The sequence below is a fragment of the Ensifer sp. LC384 genome, assembly GCF_001695865.1.
GTDB lineage: Bacteria > Pseudomonadota > Alphaproteobacteria > Rhizobiales > Rhizobiaceae > Ensifer.
Window position 1 is genome coordinate 143,753 of the sequence record NZ_MBST01000045.1, and the last position, 19,591, is coordinate 163,343.

Here is a 19,591-nt window from a genome sequence, read left to right on the forward strand (position 1 = left end):
TGTTCACTTTCCTTGCGGCATGTCTGTCAAGCTAGAGAACTCATGCGTGAGAACTCCCATCATGATGTCGTCGTGCCATTCGCCGTCGATCAGCGCCGCCTCCCGTTCGCGCCCCTCGACCGAGAATCCGCATTTGAGATAGCTGGCAACCGCGCGCTCGTTGAAGGCAAGCACGCGCAACGAGATACGATGCAGGGCGAGCGCGCCGAATGCATAGGCCAATACAAGTTTCGTTGCGGCGGTGCCAAGCCCTTGGCCCAGGAGTTTCGGATCGAGGATGCCGATGGCGAAGGAGGCTCGGCGATCACAGTGGTTGACATTGTCGAGCCTGACCTCGCCGACGAGCCCGTCGCGATTGATGATCCAGGCGGCCGGGTGCTCGATGATGCGTTGCAGCCATGCCGCCGCGTCCACTTGCCCGTAAGGGCGGGTGAAGGAGGCGCTGCCGCCGAACATGCGGTGGATCTCCGGCTCACGGCCAATAGCCAGCCGCGCCTCGACGTCACCGGCTTGCGGGCGCCTCAACAAGAAGCCATGTCCTTTCAATTCAGGAGGGTTCGTCGATGATGCATTCATATCCGCTTGCCGCCAATGCTGACCGTGTTCGACATGTATCATTCCCTGCTGATTTCGCGGTCCCTAATCTGTGCCGAATGGGCAACATCCGGCCGGACGATGAAAAAACAGGCAAGAAAGTGCCTGCGACAATCTGGCATGTCGAGGCGAATGGAGGTAGACAGAAGATCTCTTCAACGCGAACCGACGGAGGCAATGATGACTGTATTGATGTTGACACGCCTTCCAGGAGTGATGGGCCACCGTTTGGCCTGACCGGTTCCGCGACCTATCTTTCAAGAGATCGATGCGCGCTTCCGGAACTCCGGAAGACAAGCCGCTATGGCGGGCAGCATTTCCGGACTGAAATTTTTCACGATAAAGAATGCGGGGAGATACCCGCCTTCCTTCAAAATACTCTGAAGGAGCAAGACAATGTTTGGCTGGTTTGAATCCCGCCTCAATCCCTATCCGACGGAAGAACCCGTGCTTCCGCCGAAAAGCCTTTTCGGCTTCTGCTGGCACTATTCCAAGCCGGCGGTTCCGTGGCTGCTGATCATGTCGGTCTGCACCATGCTGATCGCCATCGGCGAAGTGGCCCTGTTCCAGTTTCTCGGAAACATGGTCGACTGGCTGTCGAACGCCAATCGCGAAACCTTCCTGGAAGCCGAAGGCCACAGGCTCATCTGGATGGGCGGCCTGGTCCTGATCGGCCTGCCGGCACTGGTGGCGATCGATTCGTTGGTCATGCACCAGGTGCTGCTCGGAAATTACCCGATGATCGCCCGCTGGCAGATGCACCGCTATCTGCTGCGCCAGAGCATGACGTTCTTCGCCAACGAATTCGCCGGCCGCGTGGCGACCAAGGTCATGCAGACCTCGCTTGCGGTTCGCGAAACGGTGATGAAGATCCTCGACGTCTTCGTCTATGTCGTCAGCTATTTCGTCACGATGCTGATCGTCGTTGCCGCCGCTGATTGGCGGCTGGTGGCGCCGCTCGCCGTCTGGCTGGTGATCTACATCTGCATCGTCAGCTATTTCGTGCCGCGTCTGCAGAAGATCTCCAAGGAGCAGGCCGACGCGCGATCGATGATGACCGGCCGTATCGTCGACAGCTACACCAACATCGGCACGGTCAAGCTGTTCTCGCATGCGGGCCGTGAGGAAACCTACGCGCGCGCCGGCATGGACGGCTTCCTCGACACCGTGCATCGCCAGATGCGCAAGGTGACGCTGTTCCATGTGCTTGTATACGCCAACAACAGCATTGCGCTGTTTGCCATCAGCGCGCTCGGCATCCACTTGTGGCTGACAAGCGCCATCTCGGTCGGCGCCATCGCGATCGCCGTTGGTCTTGCCATGCGCATCAACGGCATGTCGCAATGGATCATGTGGGAAGTCTCGGCGCTGTTTGAGAACATCGGCACGGTCTATGACGGCATCGGCATGATGACCAAGGCGCACGACATCGTCGACGAGCCGAATGCCAAGCCGCTGCAGGCGGAGAAAGGCGCGATCACCTACGACAACGTGCGCTTCCATTACGGCAAGGCGAAGGGTGTCATCGATCACCTGTCACTCGACATCAAGCCGGGCGAGAAGATCGGCCTGGTCGGACGCTCGGGCGCCGGCAAGACGACGCTGATGAACCTGCTGTTGCGGTTCTACGATGTGGAATCGGGCGCAATCCGGATCGACGGCAAGGATATCTCGACCGTCACCCAGGATAGCCTGCGCGCCCAGATCGGCGTCGTCACGCAGGATACCTCGCTGCTCCATCGCTCCATCCGCGACAACATTGCCTATGGGCATCCGGAAGCCGACGACGAGGCGATCATTGCCGCTGCGAAGCGGGCGAACGCCTGGGAGTTCATCCTGGGGCTCGAGGACAACCAGGGACGCAAGGGGCTCGACGCCCAGGTCGGCGAGCGCGGCGTCAAGCTTTCCGGCGGCCAGCGCCAGCGCATCGCGATCGCCCGCGTCTTCCTCAAGGATGCGCCGATCCTCGTTCTCGACGAAGCGACGTCCGCGCTCGATTCCGAGGTCGAGCAGGCGATCCAGGAAAACCTGTTTGCGCTGATGGCCGGCAAGACGGTGATCGCCATCGCCCACCGCCTGTCGACGCTGACGGAAATGGACCGCCTGGTGATCCTCGAGGCCGGCCGCATCGTCGAAACCGGTTCGCATGCCGAACTCGTGGCCAAGGGCGGTCTTTACGCCGACCTCTGGTCGCGCCAGTCGGGCGGCTTCATCGCCGACGACGCCGAGAAGGAAGAAGCGGCGGAATAATCCGCTTCGACACCCCGCCGCCTGTATGGGCGGCGGGGTGCGGCACTTGACGTTACGCATTTGTAATGCACCCGCTGGTGGAAACAGATTGCTGTTACCGCCGAACCGCCTATATCGGAACCATGCTCAGCGCCATCGTCAGCATCTTCGAGAACTGGATCAAGCCGTTTGCGCCGCGGGAGCGATTGCAGCCGCCGAAATCGCTGTGGGGTTTTGCCTGGTTCTATGCCCGTCAGGCCAAGGGGCCGTTTCTGGCGATGGCGGTGCTCGGCGGCCTCGTCGCCATGCTGGAGGCAGGGCTTTTCTATTTCGTCGGACGGCTTGTCGATCTGCTCGACACCGTCAAACCGGAGGCAGGCTGGAGCGGCCTGATTTCCGCCAACGGGCCCGAACTCCTGTTCATGCTGCTGACGGTGCTGGTGTTCCGCTTCGTTGCGGTGTCGCTGGCGGCGCTCGTAGAGGAGCAGTCGATCATCACCGGCTTCCTCAATCTGGTGCGCTGGCAGTCCTACACCCACGTCGCGCGGCAGTCGCTTTCTTTCTTCCAGAACGACTTTTCCGGCCGGATCGTGACGAAGGTCTGGTCGGGCGCGCAGGCAACCAGCGACCTGATCGTCTCGCTGCTGCAGGTCGTCTGGTTCATCGTCATCTACACCGCCTCGACCATGGCGCTGGTCGCCCAGCTCGACTGGCGCCTGGCGGCGATGGTGGCGTTCTGGGTCGTCATCTTCCTGGCGCTGGCGCGTTACTTTGTCCCGCGCATCCGCAAGCATGCCCGCGACACCGCCGAAATGGCCTCGATGCTGAACGGGCGGATGGTGGATGCCTATTCGAACATCCAGACGTTGAAGCTCTTCGGCCGCGACGACGAGAACGATCGCTATATCCGCGCTGGGTTCGATCGTTTCCAGCGTGCGGTCATTCCGTTTACGCGGCTCTTGACGGCGGTGCGCGCCTCGCTTGCGCTGCTGTCGGGCATGATGATCGCGGCTATCGCGGTCTATGCCATTCACCTCTGGCTCGGCGGCGTGATCAGTTCGGGTGCGGTCGCCTTCACGCTGGCGCTGGTCTTGCGGCTCAACATGCTGCTCGGGCGCATGATGACGCAGTTCAACTCCATCATGCGCAATATCGGCACGATCCAGAATTCGGCCGAGCTCGTCTCCCGGCCGATCGGCCTCGTCGACAGACCTGGTGCGAAAGAGCTCACGGTCAGCGAACCGGAAATCCGCTTCGAGCATGTGAAATTTCACTACGGCAGAGACGCCGGCGTCATCGACGACTTCTCCCTGATCGTTCGCCCTGGCGAGAAAGTCGGCATCGTCGGCCGCTCGGGCGCCGGCAAGTCGACGCTCGTCAATCTGCTCTTGCGCTTCTACGACCTCGAAGGCGGACGCATCCTGATCGACGGGCAGGATATTTCGACAGTGAAGCAGGAATCGCTGCGCGCGCAGGTCGGCATGGTCAGCCAGGATACCTCGCTGCTGCACCGATCCATCCGCGACAACATCCTCTTCGGGCATCCGGATGCGACCGAGGAGCAATTGGTCATGGCAGCCGAGAAGGCCGAGGCCTACGAGTTCATCCTCGATCTCGAGGACCAGCGCGGCCGCAGGAGCTTCGATGCCCATGTCGGCGAACGGGGCGTCAAGCTTTCGGGCGGGCAGCGGCAGCGGATCGCCATTGCGCGCGTCATGCTCAAGGATGCCCCGATCCTCGTCCTCGACGAGGCGACGTCGGCGCTCGATTCCGAGGTCGAAGCGGCGATCCAGTCCAATCTCGACCGGCTGATGCAGGGGAAAACGGTGCTGGCTATCGCGCATCGACTGTCGACGATCGCCGCCCTCGACCGGCTCGTCGTCATGGACAAGGGCCGGATCGTCGAGGACGGAACCCACGCCGAACTGATTGCCCGGGGCGGCCTTTATGCCGACCTCTGGTCGCGGCAATCGGGCGGCTTTCTGGCCCGCGAAGAAGCGGCGGAGTAGGGCAGCCCAGCACCCATTTTCACGCCCTTCCGACGAAGGTCGGCCAGTGGTGATGCCGACCGTCAAGTCCTTGTGCCAATTGGCCGCGCTTTTCCCCGCGACAATCTGCCCACCCGCCCTTGTCAAGGCTGGACATAATTTGCGATCAAGCATAGAACGCGCCGGATTGACGGGGAATCTGCGAGCCGTGTGCGCGCAGAACTTGACGGATTCTGACACCGGATAACGTGTTTGCAACAGCAAGCCGGCTAAGGTGCCAGCACATTGATTGGGCGTGTTTCCTTGACCTAGGTCAAACCGCAAGGGCAGGGATCTCGCTGGGCGGATGCGGTTTCCGCAACATTGCGTGAGAGGATGGTTTAGCCGTGAGCGAACACGACACTTCAAGCGAGACCTTGGGCGAGCCCACTCGCCGCGATTTCCTTTATCTGGCCACGGGCATGGCGGGCGTCGTTGGCGCCGGCGCGGTGGCCTGGCCCTTCATCGACCAGATGCGTCCGGATGCTTCGACGCTCGCGCTCGCCTCGATCGAGGTCGACGTATCGAGCCTGCAGCCCGGCATGTCGCTGACGGCCAAATGGCGCGGCAAGCCGATCTTCATCCGCAACCGCACCGAGAAGGAAGTGGAAGAGGCCAAGGCGGTCACTCTTGCCGACCTCAAGGATCCGGTTGCGCGCAACGCCAACCTTCCGACCGACGCCGAGGCGAACGATCTCGATCGCTCCGCCGGCGAAGGCAAGGAAAACTGGATCGTGATGATCGGCTCCTGCACCCATCTCGGTTGCGTGCCGCTTGGTCAGGCCGGTGATTTCGGTGGCTGGTTCTGTCCCTGCCACGGTTCGCACTACGATACGGCCGGCCGAATCCGTAAAGGTCCGGCGCCGGAAAACCTCCCCGTGCCGACCTTCGCGTTCGTTTCCGACACAGTTATCAAGATCGGTTGAGGGGACTACTGATAATGAGTGCTGAACATTCAACCTACACGCCAACGACTGGCATTGAGAAATGGGTTGATTCCCGTCTTCCGCTGCCGCGCATGATTCACGACAGCTTCATCAGCTATCCGGTTCCCCGGAACCTGAACTATGCCTACACCTTTGGCGCCATGCTGTCAGTGATGCTGGTCGTCCAGATCCTGACCGGTGTCGTGCTTGCGATGCATTATGCGGCTGAAGCGACCGTTGCGTTCAACTCGGTCGAAAAGATCATGCGCGACGTCAACCACGGTTGGCTTCTGCGCTACATGCACGCCAACGGCGCATCGTTCTTCTTCATCGCCGTCTACCTGCACATTGCCCGCGGCCTTTACTACGGCTCGTACAAGGCACCGCGCGAAATCCTCTGGATCCTCGGCGTGGTCATCTACCTCCTGATGATGGCGACCGGATTCATGGGCTACGTTCTGCCCTGGGGTCAGATGTCTTTCTGGGGTGCGACCGTTATCACCGGCTTCTTCACGGCCTTTCCGTTGGTAGGCGAGTGGATCCAGCAGTTCCTGCTTGGCGGCTTTGCCGTCGACCAGCCGACGCTGAACCGCTTCTTCTCGCTGCACTACCTGCTGCCCTTCATGATCGCCGGCGTCGTCGTGCTTCACGTCTGGGCTCTGCACGTGACCGGCCAGACGAACCCGACCGGCGTCGAAGTGAAGTCGAAGACCGATACCGTTCCCTTCACGCCCTACGCGACGCTGAAGGATGCACTCGGCGTCTCCGTCTTCCTGCTCGTTTACGCCTGGTTCGTCTTCTACATGCCGAACTTCCTTGGCCACCCGGACAACTACATTCCGGCTGACGCGCTGAAGACGCCTGCTCACATTGTTCCGGAATGGTACTACCTGCCGTTCTACGCGATGCTGCGCGCCATCACCTTCAATGTCGGCCCGATCGACTCCAAGCTCGGCGGCGTTCTGGTGATGTTCGGTTCGATCATCATCCTGTTCTTCCTGCCCTGGCTCGATACGTCCAAGGTTCGCTCGGCTGTCTACCGTCCCTGGTACAAGCTGTTCTTTTGGATCTTCGTCGTCAACGCCATCATGCTCGGCTGGCTCGGCTCGCGCCCGGCGGAAGGCAGTGGTCTGTTTGGCCTGATCTTTGGCGGTGACCTCAAGGGCAACTATGTGGGTTACTCCCAGCTCGGCACGCTGTACTACTTCGGCTTCTTCCTCGTCATCATGCCGGTTCTCGGCCTGATCGAGACGCCCAAGCGCATTCCGAACTCCATCACCGAAGCGGTGCTGGAGAAGAAGAATGCGAAGGCTCAGCCGGCCGCCGCACGCGCCTGATCAGAACAGCGATTGATAAGGAACCCACAACAATGAAAAAGCTTGTAACAGGCATTCTGTCACTTGCTGTCGTCGCTGGCCTCGGTCTCGGAGCTGCTGTCGCTGAAGAGGCGGCAGGTGGCGAGGAGCATGGCGGCGGCACGCCCCACTATCCGATCCACAAGCCGGAACAGCAGGACTGGTCGTTTGCCGGCCCGTTCGGGACCTACGACAAGGGCCAGCTGCAGCGCGGCCTGAAGGTCTACACCGAAGTCTGTTCGGCCTGCCACTCGATGAACCTGGTGGCATTCCGTACACTTGATGGCCTTGGCTATTCCGACGCCCAGGTGAAGGCTTTTGCAGCCAACTATGAAGTGCAGGATGGTCCGAACGCCGACGGCGAAATGTATACCCGCAAGGCCGTGCCTTCGGATCACTTCCCGTCGCCGTACCCGAACAAGGAAGCAGCCGCTGCTTCGAACAACGGGGCTGCACCGCCGGACTTCTCGCTGATCGCCAAGGCACGCGGCATCGAGCGCGGCTTCCCGCAGTTCGTCTTCGATATGTTCTGGCCCTACCAGGAAGGCGGCCCGGACTATATCCACGCGCTGCTGACCGGCTATCACGAGCCGCCGGAAGGCGTTCAGGTCGCCGAAGGCACGCACTACAACCCTTACTTCGCCAGCGCGTCGGCGCTCGCGATGGCCCAGCCGATCGCCAACGACCAGGTCACCTACGACGACGGTGCGCCGCAGACGGTCGATCAGTACGCCAAGGACGTCTCGGCCTTCCTGATGTGGGCTGCCGAGCCGCACCTGGAAGATCGCAAGCGCACCGGCTTCATGGTCATGGTGTTCCTGCTGATCTTTACCGGTCTCATCTATCTGACCAAGAAGTCGGTTTACGCCAACAAGGAACATTGATCGCAATCTGGCTCGGCCAGTTTGATCGAAACCTGAAAAAAGGCCCCGGTTCGTCCGGGGCTTTTTTTGTTTGCGCGGTGCTGTTCTCGTTCGGAGACCCGAAACGTGTGCAAGGTCGATCCGCACGGGCAGGGAGACATGCCGGTTGCAGCGTCAAATGCACGGTGCGGCCTGTCCGGGGCTTGGTGCCGTACTGCATGGTGCCACGGCACAAGAAGCCCATGTGCGAACGCCGCCCGAAATCAACGCCGTCAGAAACACGTGCTGGCGAAAGATAACGGTGCAGCCGGTGGTAGCTCGCATGTCGCACATTCCCCCCGTGGAGCAAACAGCCAGGCTTGCGATATTGGGCTAACGGCGGGCACACGCTGTGCGTTCGACAGTTCCGGGCGGATGTGGCGCTGGGCGCGGATGTGTCCCGGTGCGAAACCGGGCACGGTGCCAAACAGGACGCCTACTCGATCCGGGTGGCACGGCATGGTTACGGCCTTCTGGTCGGCATCCGCTGCGAGTTTGATGTTGCTGAGACGAGCGGGCTTTCTGCATCTCATACGAACTGCGTCTTCCTCCATTAGTGGGAGGAGTCGTGGTGCAGGCTTTCTCCGACACCTCGGCCAGGTGCCACCAACTCGGCTGCAGGTCGCATTTGTGGCCAATCACTTCGCCCAACCACCAGCCATAAATGGGCCATCCGGTGCGACGCTCTATAATCTCGGTGCGGGTGAAACGGTGCCCGCGGTCAAGCGGTATGGCAGTTGGGCAAAGCGTCGCCATCACGTGGCAGAGTCGGAGTAGAACGCAATGGACGACAGAATAGGTTTGGTTGCCGTTCTTCGGGCTTCAAGCGAAGGCATCGGCGACGGCAACGGCTCATTGAGATGAACGGAGGACCCGCAGGCGGGCGCGCTGGCACCACGCGGCATCGCACAGGATTGCGTTCTTCTTGCGCACACAGGCATCAGTGGCGCCACCGCAACCCATTGGTTTGGGCAGTTGGTTGGAGGCAGCAGCCGGTAAGGTAGCGAAGGGCAATCGGTCCGGTGGTGTGGTGACCAGATAACATGTGGTATCTGGATAAGATAAGGCGCCCGCAATAGAATACGGAACATCTTGCTGCCGATGCCAAAGGTTTCGCTGCTCCCAAATGGACGTCGGCTCGGCGTTTGCTTGCGTTGCGACCGGCACATGCGAAAACGGCCCCACCGTGCGGTGGGGCCGTTGCAGTTCTGGCTGTTGCCAAGGCTTGTTTAGTTGAAGCGGCCGGCGGCGTGGGCGAGCATCGTGTAGACCTTGCCCGTGTCGGACGTGAGGTAGGTCTGGGTGATGCGCTTGTCCGGGTCGTTGCGCGCGACATCGGCCAGCAGCTTTTCGAAATCGGCGATGTAGCGGTCGACGGCGGTGCGGAACTCCGGCTCCCGGTCGTACTTGCGCTTGATCTCGTCGAAGGTCTGCTGGCCCTTCAGCGTGTAGAGCCGGCGGGTGAAGACGTCGCGCTCGCCGCGCTGGTAGCGGCGCCACAGATCGACCGAGGCGTCATGATCGATGGCGCGGGCGATATCGACCGAAAGCGAATTCAGCGATTCCACCACGTGGCGCGGGTTGCGGGTATCGCCGGTGCGGGTCGCCGGCTGGCTTTCAGCCGGGCGCTGCGGCGCGGTTGTCGGAGCCTCTTCGCGCGAGGCTGCCCGCAGCAGGTCGCGCATCCAGCCACCGCCTTCTGCGACCTCGCTGGTGACGGCCTGGCTTGCAGGCTGCGCACGGGCAGGCTGGACGGGAGCAGGCTGCTGAACGGTTGCCTGTTCGATGCCAAGGCTGCCGCGCAGTGTGGGCGCCGGATCCTGGCGACGCGGTTCTGCGACCGGCTGCTGGGCCGGACGGGCGACGGGCGCTGCAGCCACAGGGACGGCTGCGACCGGCTGCTGGCGCAGCGGCTGTGCGACTTCGAGCTGCGTCGAGGACTTGCCGATGATTTCCGACAGCTCCTGCAGGGCCTTGATCTGCTCGGCCACGGCACGACGCATGACGGCGGCGTTTTCCTTGGCTTCCTCCGGCAGGTCGAAGGCGCTGCGCTTCAGCTCTTCGCGGGTCATGTCGAGTTCCTTGCGGATCTCTCCTGCCGAGCGGCGGATATCGTCGGTCGCACCGCTGAAGCGTCCGATGGCCTCGTCGATCGCCACGCGAACGGCGTCGCGAAGCTGAGCTGCCACGCCGTCCGACTTCTTGCCGCTCTCGTTGAGCATGCGCTCGACATCGGAGACCGACGAGGCGACGCTGCCGCGCAGGCGGGACGTCACTTCCTTGGAGCGTTCTTCGGCGTTTGCGAAGGCACCCTCGATCGCGGAGCCGGCATCTTCACCAACCTTGGCGATCGCCTGGCGGAGTGCTTCGGAGGCGCCGAGCGCGCGGCCTTCGACCGCCGAGAGCGTCTTGTTGACGTCGGCAAACGAGGTCTCGACGCCGGAGCGCAGCGTATCGGCAATCTGGCGCGACCGCTCTTCGGCACGCGAGAAGACCGTCTCAACCGAGGCACCAGCTTCGTCACCGGCCTGAGCCAGCGCATTGCGCATGGATTCGGCCGCTTCGGCTGCACGCTGCTCGGTGCTCGACAGCAGGCGGCCGACATCCGAGAAGGATTGCTGGATGCCGCTGCGCAGGTTGCCGGCAACGAGGCCGGAGCGCTCTTCGGCGCGCTGGAAGGCGCCATCGACGAAGCCTTCGAGTGCACGCATGGTGCGTTCGATTTCTTCCGAGCGCTGGACGAGGCCGACGGACAGGGTGCGCAAGGCATCCTGGCGTTCCTCGAGCGTGCTGACGAGGTTCGACTGGGCGGCCCCCAGCAGGTCTGAGGCCTGGCCGAGCACCTTGGAGTGATCCTCGAAGCGCCCGACGATGCCGCCGATCTGCGACAGTGTGGAGGCGGAGATGTCCGAAAGCTTGTCGACCTTTCCTTCGATGAGGCGTGTGGAGGTCGACAACATGTCGGAGGCCTGGCGCGTGGTTTCGGAGAAGCGGGTGGCCGTAGCCTCGAGCCGCTGATCCATGTCGCCAAGGTTGTCGCTTGCCTGGTCGATGACGGTTGCGATCGCCGTGTTGTTGGCGGCGAGCTGGTCGATCAGGCCAAGGGCTGTCGACTGCAGACGGTTCTCGACCATCTTCATCGCCTTTGCCGTTTCTTCAGCCCGCAGCGAGATGGCGTTGAGCGTCTCGCCGGTGCGTTCGGTAATGGCATTGACCAATGCGGTATTTTCCGCGCGCAGGCGATCGGTGCTGTCCTGCGTCAGGCTGGCGATGCGCTCAGCAGCCTCGCGGCCGGTTGCAGCATATTGATCGATGACCGGGCGTGCCTGCTCATCGATGATGCGCGACAGCTCCATCGAGCGGCCGGCGAGCATCGAGTTGAGTTCGCGGGTCCGGTCGTCGAGCGTGCTGCGGATCGCCTCGCTTCGCGCTTCCAGGGCCTTCTCGGCATCGGCAAGACCCTGCTGGATGTTCTGGGCATGGCTGGCGACCTGGCCGTGCGTAGCGGCAAGGCGTGCGGTGGCGGTGTCGGATGCGTCGGCGACCGAGCGTGCGAGTTCGGCGTGGCGTGCCGCCGTTGCCGAGGCGGTCTGCTCGATGGCATTTGCGAAGTCGGAGTTGCGTGCCGCCAGTACATTGGCGAAATCCTGGCCGGCCTTGGAAAGAAGACCAGCGGAACGGGCCGCTTCCGTGTCGAGTTCCTGTGCTGCCTCGCTGACCGCGCTGCGAAGGGTGGTGACGAGACCGGCGGCCTTGCCCTCGATGCGGGTGGCTTCGGCGTCGAGTTCCTGGGCAACATCGCCGACGGCACCGCGCAGGTTGCTGACGAGGTCCGCAGTCTTGCCCTCGATGCGGCCGGCTTCGGCGTCGATCTCCTGCGTGACTTCGCTGACGGCGCCGCGCAGGCTGGTGACGAGATCCGCAGTCTTGCCCTCGATGCGGCCGGCTTCGGCGTCAATCTCCTGCGTGACTTCGCTGACGGCGCCGCGCAGGCTGGTGACGAGATCCGCAGTCTTGCCCTCGATGCGGCCGGCTTCGGCGTCAATCTCCTGCGTTACTTCGCTGACGGCGCCGCGCAGGCTGGTGACAAGCACCGCGGCCTTGCCTTCGATCGTCCGGTTGACGTTTTCGAGGCCGATGTTGAGGGCGCGGTCCATGGTGCCGAGACGCTCCTCGATGCGGTCCGTACCGGCATCGATGGCGCTGGAAATGCGGCTTGCGGCGGTTTCGCTGACCCGGTCAATTTCGCCCGCGCGTTCTCCGAGGCTGTCGGCAATGCGCTGGCCAGCGTTGTCGACGATAGCGTTGACGCTGCCAACGCTATCGCGGATGCGGTTCTCCAGCGAGCCGATGCTCGTTTCAAGGCGGGCGCCCGTGTCGTCGACCAGAGCGTTGACGCTGCCGACGCTACCGCGAATGCGGCCTTCGAGCGAACCGATGCTCGTCTCGATGCGGGCGCCGGTATCGTCGACAATCGCGTTGACGCTGCCGACGCTATCGCGGATGCGGTCCTCAAGGGTACCGATGCTGGCCTCGATGCGGAAGCTGGTGTCGTCGACGATCGAATTGACGTTGCCGACGCTGCCGCGAATGCTCTCTTCCAGAGAACCGAGCCGGTCTTCGATGCGGTTGCTCGTTTCATCGACGATGGCACCAACCTTGTCGACGCTGCCGTGCATGCGGCCTTCGAGCGAGCCCAGGCGGGTCTCGATGCGAGCCGCGGTGTCATCGACGATGGCACTGACGTTATCGACGCTGCCGCGCATACGATCTTCAAGCGAGCCAAGACGGGTCTCGACACGAGCACCCGCCGCATCGGCAATCGTGCCGACATTTTCGGCGCTGTCGCGCATGCGCTCTTCAAGTGCGCCAAGGCTCGTCTCGATGCGCAGGCTGGTGTCGTCGAGACGGTCATTAAGGCCGTTGATCGACATGTCGACGCGGTTGGTCAGCGTATCGGCAGCCAGGCTGATCTGGCCTGCCGTTTCCGCCAGACGCTCGGCGATGTTGCCGGTGGTCGAGCGCATACGGGCTTCGAGCGTTTCGCCGCTGCGATCGATGATGCCGGCAAGTGCCGCCTGGCGCTCTTCGAGTGACATTTCGAGCATGCTGGCACTGGTGGCGAGGCTCGTGGCAATCGACATGGACTGGTCGGACAGCATGCCTTCCAGCTGATCGCGGCCCTGGTCGACGGCGAGGTTGATGGCATTGATCCGGTCGTCAAGCGTAGCGCGGATCTGCTCGTGCGTCGAGGACAGCGTTTCGCGCAGGTGTTCGGCGCGGCCGGCGAGTGTCTGTTCGATTTCCGTCGCCTTGCCGGCGAGCGAGGCGGTCGCCTCGGTCGTGCGCGCCGTCAGCGCTTCGGCAATCTGTGCGCTTGTGGCGGTCAGAGCGTCCGAGATCTTGCCGACGCGGCCGCTGAGGTCTTCAGCGATCCGGGCGCTGGTGTTGGTGAGGGTATCGGAAATCTGGCTGACCCGGCCGCCGAGGTTCTCGGCAACGAGGGACACGCTGTCCGAAAGCTTCTGTTCGATTTCACCGACGCGGTCCGTCATCGTCTCGGCAACGGCCGTGGCGCGGAAGGTGAGGTTGTCGGCGACGTCTTCGGCATGACGGCTCAAGGAGTCCGCCATTTCGTTGGCGCGGGCCGTCATCGTCGAACTGATGTGGGCGGAGCGATCGGCAAGAACGCCGTCGAGTACCGATGTCTGGCTCGAAAGGGTCTCTGCAATCGCCTGGCTGCGTTCCGACAGAACGCGCTCCAGCCGGTCGGCCGTTTCGCCGACCGCGCCTTCGATCGCGTCCGTTCCGGTCGAAAGCACGGTAGAGAGAGCAAGGGTGCGCTCAGACAGGGTGTTGTCGAGGCGGTGCTGGCTTGCGGCGATGGCGCTGGTGATTTCGTCGGTCGAACCGGTCAGCGTCTGCTCGATGCGGGCGTGGGCCGCGTGCAGGCCGTCGACGAACTGCGCGGTGCGGGTGTCGAGGCCCTCGGTCAGCCGCTGCTCGCTGGTCGTCAGCGCCGTTGCGAGCGCATCGGCGCGCCGGCCGAAGCCGCTCTCGATGCGATCCTGGGCCTCCGAAAGGGCACCCATCAGGCTGCTGGTCTTTTCGGACAGCACGCTGTCGATGCGGCTGTGGGCATCGCCGATCAGGTTGCTGAGATCAGACGTGCGGCTGCCGATCGTTTCCTCGATGAAGTCATGCGTCGCGCCGAGCGCGGTCGCAAGCGTCAGCGACTGATCCGAGAGAGCCGAGCCGATCTTCTCTATGCTGCTGTCGAGCGCACCGCCGATGGCATCGGACCCGCCGGATACGGTCTCGTTGATGCGGTGCAGGCTCTCCATCAGCTTGGTATCGAGCATGCTGGCGCGCTTGTCGAAGGCCGAGGCGAACTCGTGGAAGCGTTCGTCGAAGGCGGTGGCGAGCTGGCCGACGGTCGTCTGCAGCTTCTCTTCGAAGAAGCCGCCGCGCAGGTCGAGATCCATGATTGCGTCGTCGGCGCTGGAGCGCAGGCTCTGGCGGAAATGCGCGCCCTTTTCGTCGAGCGTGGCGTTGAGCGTGGCAAGCACGTCTTCAAGGCCGCCGGCAATCGCCTGCTGGCCGACGCTCAGGCTCTCGTTGAGGTCACGGGTGCGGGCAATCAGCGTTTCATTGAGCTGGCGGGCGCGCTCATTCAGAGCCGCGTTCAGCTTTTCGGTATTGGCGTCAAGCGAGGAGGCGCGGGTCTCGAACTGGCCGAGCAACTGCTCGCCGCGCTTGGTCAGCGTGTCGCTCAGCTGGTCGAGGCGGGTGTCGAATTCATTGCTGAGTCCGAGGCCGGCGGCCGTCAGGCCGGACAGGAGCGAGTCCGTGCGGTTCGACAGCATGGTGCTGATGTTCTGCAGCGCCGTATCGGACTTTTCGCTGAGAGCTGCTGCACGCGTGTCGATCAACGAGGCAAACGCCTCGCCGGAGATGGCGATGCGCGATGCGATGTCTTCGCCCGCCTGGTCGAGATCGTCCTTCAGCTTGCCGTGCGCACCGGCGATGGTCGAGCGGATGCGCTCGGAGTGGCCGATGATGGCTTCGCGCTCAAGGCCCAGCTCCTGAACCAGCGTACGTACGCGCAGTTCGTTTTCGCTGTAGCTGCGTTCAAGTGCGTTGACTTCGGAGTGAACGAGCGTTTCGAGCTCGGTGGCGCGGGCAATCGTGCGCTCGATGCCCTCGTTCATCGCGGAGACTTCGCGGCGAACTGCCTGACCGACGGTCATGACCCGGTCGGCCGCCGCAGTTTCCGGTTCGGCCAGACGTAGCGCCACTTCGGCCATGGAGCGCGCGGCGTTGCGCAGTTCCTGCGCACGGGCGATCATGATGGCGAAGGAGAAGAAGAGCATGATGGGCAGCGTGATGCCGATGGCGACGCCGACCGCACCAGGGGTGGCGGCGAGATCGCTCAGCGTGCGGATCTGCCAGATCTGCGGGCCATAGAGCAGGTTGGCAACGCCGAGGCCGGCCACAGCCCAGACCACCGAGACGAGGGCGGCGACACGAATGGCGGCGCGGTTCGAGCGAACGTCCAGCGCGCGCAACATTGCCGCCGGAGAGCGGCGGCCGTCGTCGTTTGCCGGAGAAAGGGGAGGCGACTTCGGTGCGGGTTCCGGAGCGAGCCCGCGTGCAGCGTCGTTGGCTCGCGCGGCGCGGGGGGCTTCCTGCTGAGGCTTTGTATTTCGACCGTGATCGGGCGCAGCAGCCTGATTGGTGGAGTCAGACACATTTTCCTCCGGATCATCCAAGGAAGTCTTGTCGTTAGGGCTCGACTTAAGCTCGTCAAAATCGATCTTAAGGGCCGCTTCCAGAGCCTGGAAGGCCTTTTCATCAATCGACTCGTTGCTCTTCTTCGTCGCCATAGGGATACGCCTCATTACCTATTGCTTCCGATGAAACGTGTCCTTTTAATCCGCAACTGCGGCCAGGCACTGTCTTTATCGGGGCGGTGACGGCAAGATACGCGCATCACATCTACGCAATACCCTACTGAACACCCACTGCATTTCCTCGATGGATAGTCGGAATTGACCCTCGAGGGCACCACTCGCACAGTTTATCCACCGGAACGGTTGCCATTTTCGTACGCAAGCCCGTTCCTAACCGTATCGTAGTGACACATTAGCCAGGTTCTTACAATTAAGAGCACTGCGGCTTCATTAAAATCCTAATGAATTCTTAATGCGATAGAGGGGCTTATGGCGGAAAAGACAAGGAAATCAGGAGGTTTAACGGGCGTTAACCATTTTCCCAGTTTCCTGCCTATATTGCGCCCCGTTTTAAGCCGATAGCAGCGCCCGCCCGTGGAGGATGATAGCTGCACACGCCGTAGCGATCGTCCGGAGACGATGCTTGGTGAGCAGGCGTCGTCAGTCACGGCGTCCGTGCCGCCCATGGCAATCGGACCGCGAATGACGCGGACGGCATCGGACAATGACCAACACCATACGAACAATAGGGAAATTGGCTCATGGCGGCCCTCAGAATTGCCTTCGAAGCTCCCGATACTCCGGGCAGTTCCTCTCCTTCCGGCAGGAAGCCCATCGATTTTGCCCATCTTGCCGCGCAGACAATGGGAGACAAGGCGCTTGAAATCGAAGTACTGCAACTTTTCGCCCGCCAGGCGCGAAAGGTGATGAAGGACATCACCGACGGCGAAGTGAACGGACGCGCCCAGGCGGCCCATCAATTGAAGGGGGCAGCACTTGCCGTCGGCGCCGTCGACGTTGCGACTGCAGCGGGCGCGATCGAGCAGCGCCCTACCGATCCGGCTTTGCCCGACGTTCTTGCAGCAAGCGTGCTTGAGGCGGAACTGTTCATCCTGAAGCTCTGCCGCTGATTGCAGCTTGCCAGAAAGGCGCATCGCGGCCCGCGCTGAAACGCCGCGTCCGCGATGCGACCGCCGGCTGTTGTTGACTGAATGGCCGAATTGTTGGAAGAACTTTCCCTGAATTCGCGCCCGCTGCTCCATGCGGCTTTGCGCTGCTGCATAATTCCATAAATCGGAAACGAACTATGGACAAAATTATGCAGAAATTTGAAAGTGTTACAGCGTCCTTGGCGCGTCATATTTGACGCCCGGCGCTGTAATGGCCAGTCCCATCAGCTTATTCCGGAAAGTGACATGACAAAACTTACGATCGTTGCCTTTGATGGCACGCGCCACGAACTCGATGTCGAGAACGGCTCGACCGTCATGGAGAACGCCGTTCGCAATTCGGTTCCGGGTGTTGAAGCGGAGTGTGGCGGGGCCTGTGCCTGTGCCACCTGTCATGTCTATGTCGACGATGCCTGGACGGCTGTCGTCGGTGCTCCGGAAGCTATGGAAGAGGATATGCTGGATTTTGCCTATGACGTACGTCCGACGTCGCGGCTTTCCTGTCAGATAAAGGTCAGCGATGCCCTGGACGGGCTCGTCGTGCACGTGCCCGAACGCCAGGCGTGATGGCTGACCGCGGACACCGCGCGCCTGTCGAGACGACGCACCTGTGCGTCTCTCGCTCTCCGTCTATGATGCCCATGTCTTGCAAAAAAGCGCCTCGCTGGTCGGGTGACGAGCGAGGCTAGGAGGGCGTATCGCACGCAGATGAGGGAGGGAACATCTGCTGCATCAAGACACGCCAGGAGAACCTGTATTGCTGCGTCGTAGAGCTTTACACTCAAGGAAACGAACCGACGCTGCTGATTCAAGTAACGGCAATATTTATACGTCCCGCAAGGCCCATCATGGCCCGCCAAATCGCTTTCGATAACGGAGGGTTGGGTTTCATTTCGCCCTCACGTCTCATGTTTCGAATGTAAGCGAGTCGCTCATTTGCAGCTATCGCTAGATTTCACCAATAAAATACTGTGGGTGCCCGCGCTCTAAGCGGATAGGGCGAAGTATATTCCCGCTATGCTTATGCCGGTCGTGATGGTGGAGCGTCGACCTGTCTACCGCTGTGTTTTTTTCAGCGTTTCCAGCCGATATTGCAGCAGACGGATCATCCGCTTGTCGAAATTAGCCGCCTCTGTCCGGTCGAACCGGGCCTGGTCCTTGTCATGGCTGGCGATCGCCTCGGCGCTGGCGCGCGTGACGCTTTCCTGCATTTTTTCACAGTCGGCCTGCGGCTTCAGGGCCAGAAACATCTTTTCCATTTTGCGCGCGTGGTTGCGCGCGATCTCCGCATGGCGTTCCTCGTGCCGCTTGATATCGCTCGACAGCGTATCCCAGACCAAAGCGAGGTCGCGGCTTGCCTGCTTGCGATATTTCCAGCGCGGCAGGATGATGCGCGTGCTGAGCGTGACGCGGGCAACGCCGACCGCGCAGCGTCCGCCGCGATTGACGTAGGTGATGGTTCCGCCAAACTTGATGCGCGTGGCGCCCGGATGGCGCGCGCCCGTCGATTTCATCATCGGCCCGGCCTTGGACAGAGCCTTGTCGAGATCCGCAGCCGTGCGACCGCCGATCGAGAAATAGGAAAAGCTCTTGCTTATCACCGTCTCGCCGGACGCCGAGCCCATGGGCATCGCTACCAGAAGGGCAAGAAGGGTGGCTTTGAACGGAACGCGTACTCGAGACATCAATGCGTAGTTCTCTTTAGTTGAACTTCAATCAAGCTTGGGGCATAGCCAGCGCGGGTGCAACAGCAAATCGAAATGGTTTCCGGCTGCGCATCGTGAGGGGAAATGACTTACAATCCATTTCAAAATTTTCACTGGAAACTGGCGCATGGGCGTAACCTCCAACTGGGGTCGCGTGGCGTTTTGATGGCGATCATCAATGTTACCCCCGACTCTTTCTCCGACGGCGGTCGTTTCACTGATACGTCAGCCGCCGTCGCTCAGGGCAAGCGTTGCCTCGAAGAGGGTGCCTTGATCCTCGATGTCGGTGGTGAATCAACCAGACCCGATGCAGCGCCGGTGAGTGCCGACGAGGAACAGAGCCGGATCCTTCCGGTCATCGCGGCATTGGCGCGCGACACCGATGCCCTCATATCGGTGGATACCTACAGGGCGGAGACGGCACGGCTTGCCGTCGAAGCCGGCGCCCACATCGTCAATGACGTGCACGGGCTTCAGCGCGAACCGGATATTGCGCGGGTTGCTGCGCAGACGGGCGCAGGGCTCTGCGTCATGCACACCGGTCGCGACCGCCAGAAGCTTGCCGATGTGGTCGATGACCAATTCGACTTTCTCGCGCGCTCGCTGCAGATCGCAGCAGAAGCCGGCATCGAACACGGGCGCATCGTGCTTGATCCAGGCTTCGGCTTTGCCAAGGACACGGATGAGAACCTGGAACTGATGGCGCGTTTTGCGGAATTGCACCGTTTCGAGCTGCCGTTTCTGGTCGGCACGTCACGCAAGCGTTTCCTCGGCGCCGTCACAGGACGTGAGCCGGCCGACCGCGACGCCGCGACAGCGGCGACGACGGCACTACTACGTATGGCGGGTGCTGCCATTTTCCGCGTACATGATGTCGCAAACAGCAGGGATGCGCTGATGATGGCGGATGCTATGCTGGGCGCAAAGAAGAGCTGACGGGACGGATAACC

The 19,591-nt window shown here is 62.0% G+C and carries 12 protein-coding genes; 9 read left to right on the plus strand and 3 right to left on the minus strand.

The annotated features are described in order from the left end of the window. Window positions 1-3 precede the first annotated feature (3 nt). On the minus strand, window positions 4-528 hold the full coding sequence (locus BC363_RS34765; RefSeq protein WP_244519950.1) for a GNAT family protein: 525 nt from the start codon (window positions 526-528) through the stop codon (window positions 4-6). Window positions 529-563: 35 nt separating this feature from the next. Between BC363_RS34765 and BC363_RS34770 the strand changes: the two genes are divergently transcribed. The 6 genes from BC363_RS34770 to BC363_RS25980 all read left to right on the plus strand — a co-directional run bounded on the left by BC363_RS34770 (window position 564) and on the right by BC363_RS25980 (window position 8,015). Next, a complete protein-coding gene (locus BC363_RS34770) occupies window positions 564-1,007 on the plus strand; it encodes a hypothetical protein (protein WP_141690432.1) in 444 nt (147 codons plus the stop codon). After that, on the plus strand, window positions 991-2,844 hold the full coding sequence (locus BC363_RS25960; protein ID WP_065780107.1) for an ABC transporter ATP-binding protein: 1,854 nt from the start codon (window positions 991-993) through the stop codon (window positions 2,842-2,844). The genes BC363_RS34770 and BC363_RS25960 overlap by 17 nt, the downstream gene beginning before the upstream one ends. 122 nt (window positions 2,845-2,966) lie before the next feature. Beyond that, a complete protein-coding gene (locus BC363_RS25965) occupies window positions 2,967-4,832 on the plus strand; it encodes an ABC transporter ATP-binding protein (protein ID WP_141690433.1) in 1,866 nt (621 codons plus the stop codon). A 365-nt stretch (window positions 4,833-5,197) separates the two neighbouring features. Then, complete coding sequence (gene petA, locus BC363_RS25970; protein WP_065780111.1) at window positions 5,198-5,776, plus strand: ubiquinol-cytochrome c reductase iron-sulfur subunit; 579 nt, start codon at window positions 5,198-5,200, stop codon at window positions 5,774-5,776. 14 nt (window positions 5,777-5,790) lie between these two features. Beyond that, complete coding sequence (locus tag BC363_RS25975) at window positions 5,791-7,113, plus strand: cytochrome b N-terminal domain-containing protein (protein WP_065780113.1); 1,323 nt, start codon at window positions 5,791-5,793, stop codon at window positions 7,111-7,113. Window positions 7,114-7,145: 32 nt separating this feature from the next. Beyond that, window positions 7,146-8,015 carry a cytochrome c1 gene (locus tag BC363_RS25980; RefSeq protein WP_065780115.1) on the plus strand — a complete coding sequence of 290 codons (870 nt, stop codon included), beginning with the start codon at window positions 7,146-7,148 and terminating at the stop codon, window positions 8,013-8,015. Between the two features lie 1,247 nt (window positions 8,016-9,262). Here BC363_RS25980 and BC363_RS25985 read toward each other — a convergent pair. Continuing rightward, window positions 9,263-15,919 carry a kinesin gene (locus tag BC363_RS25985; RefSeq protein ID WP_065780117.1) on the minus strand — a complete coding sequence of 2,219 codons (6,657 nt, stop codon included), beginning with the start codon at window positions 15,917-15,919 and terminating at the stop codon, window positions 9,263-9,265. A gap of 608 nt (window positions 15,920-16,527) precedes the next feature. On the opposite strand from BC363_RS25985, the gene BC363_RS25990 reads away from it, so the two are divergent. Both BC363_RS25990 and BC363_RS25995 read left to right on the plus strand, forming a co-directional pair. Further along, a complete protein-coding gene (locus tag BC363_RS25990) occupies window positions 16,528-16,896 on the plus strand; it encodes an Hpt domain-containing protein (RefSeq protein WP_065780119.1) in 369 nt (122 codons plus the stop codon). Between the two features lie 285 nt (window positions 16,897-17,181). Continuing rightward, window positions 17,182-17,502 carry a 2Fe-2S iron-sulfur cluster-binding protein gene (locus BC363_RS25995; protein WP_025427192.1) on the plus strand — a complete coding sequence of 107 codons (321 nt, stop codon included), beginning with the start codon at window positions 17,182-17,184 and terminating at the stop codon, window positions 17,500-17,502. A 488-nt stretch (window positions 17,503-17,990) separates the two neighbouring features. Here BC363_RS25995 and BC363_RS26000 read toward each other — a convergent pair whose 3' ends face one another. Beyond that, a complete protein-coding gene (locus tag BC363_RS26000; RefSeq protein WP_065780121.1) occupies window positions 17,991-18,620 on the minus strand; it encodes a DUF922 domain-containing protein in 630 nt (209 codons plus the stop codon). Window positions 18,621-18,725: 105 nt separating this feature from the next. Between BC363_RS26000 and folP the strand changes: the two genes are divergently transcribed. Continuing rightward, a complete protein-coding gene (gene folP, locus BC363_RS26005; RefSeq protein ID WP_065780123.1) occupies window positions 18,726-19,577 on the plus strand; it encodes a dihydropteroate synthase in 852 nt (283 codons plus the stop codon). Window positions 19,578-19,591: the final 14 nt, after the last annotated feature.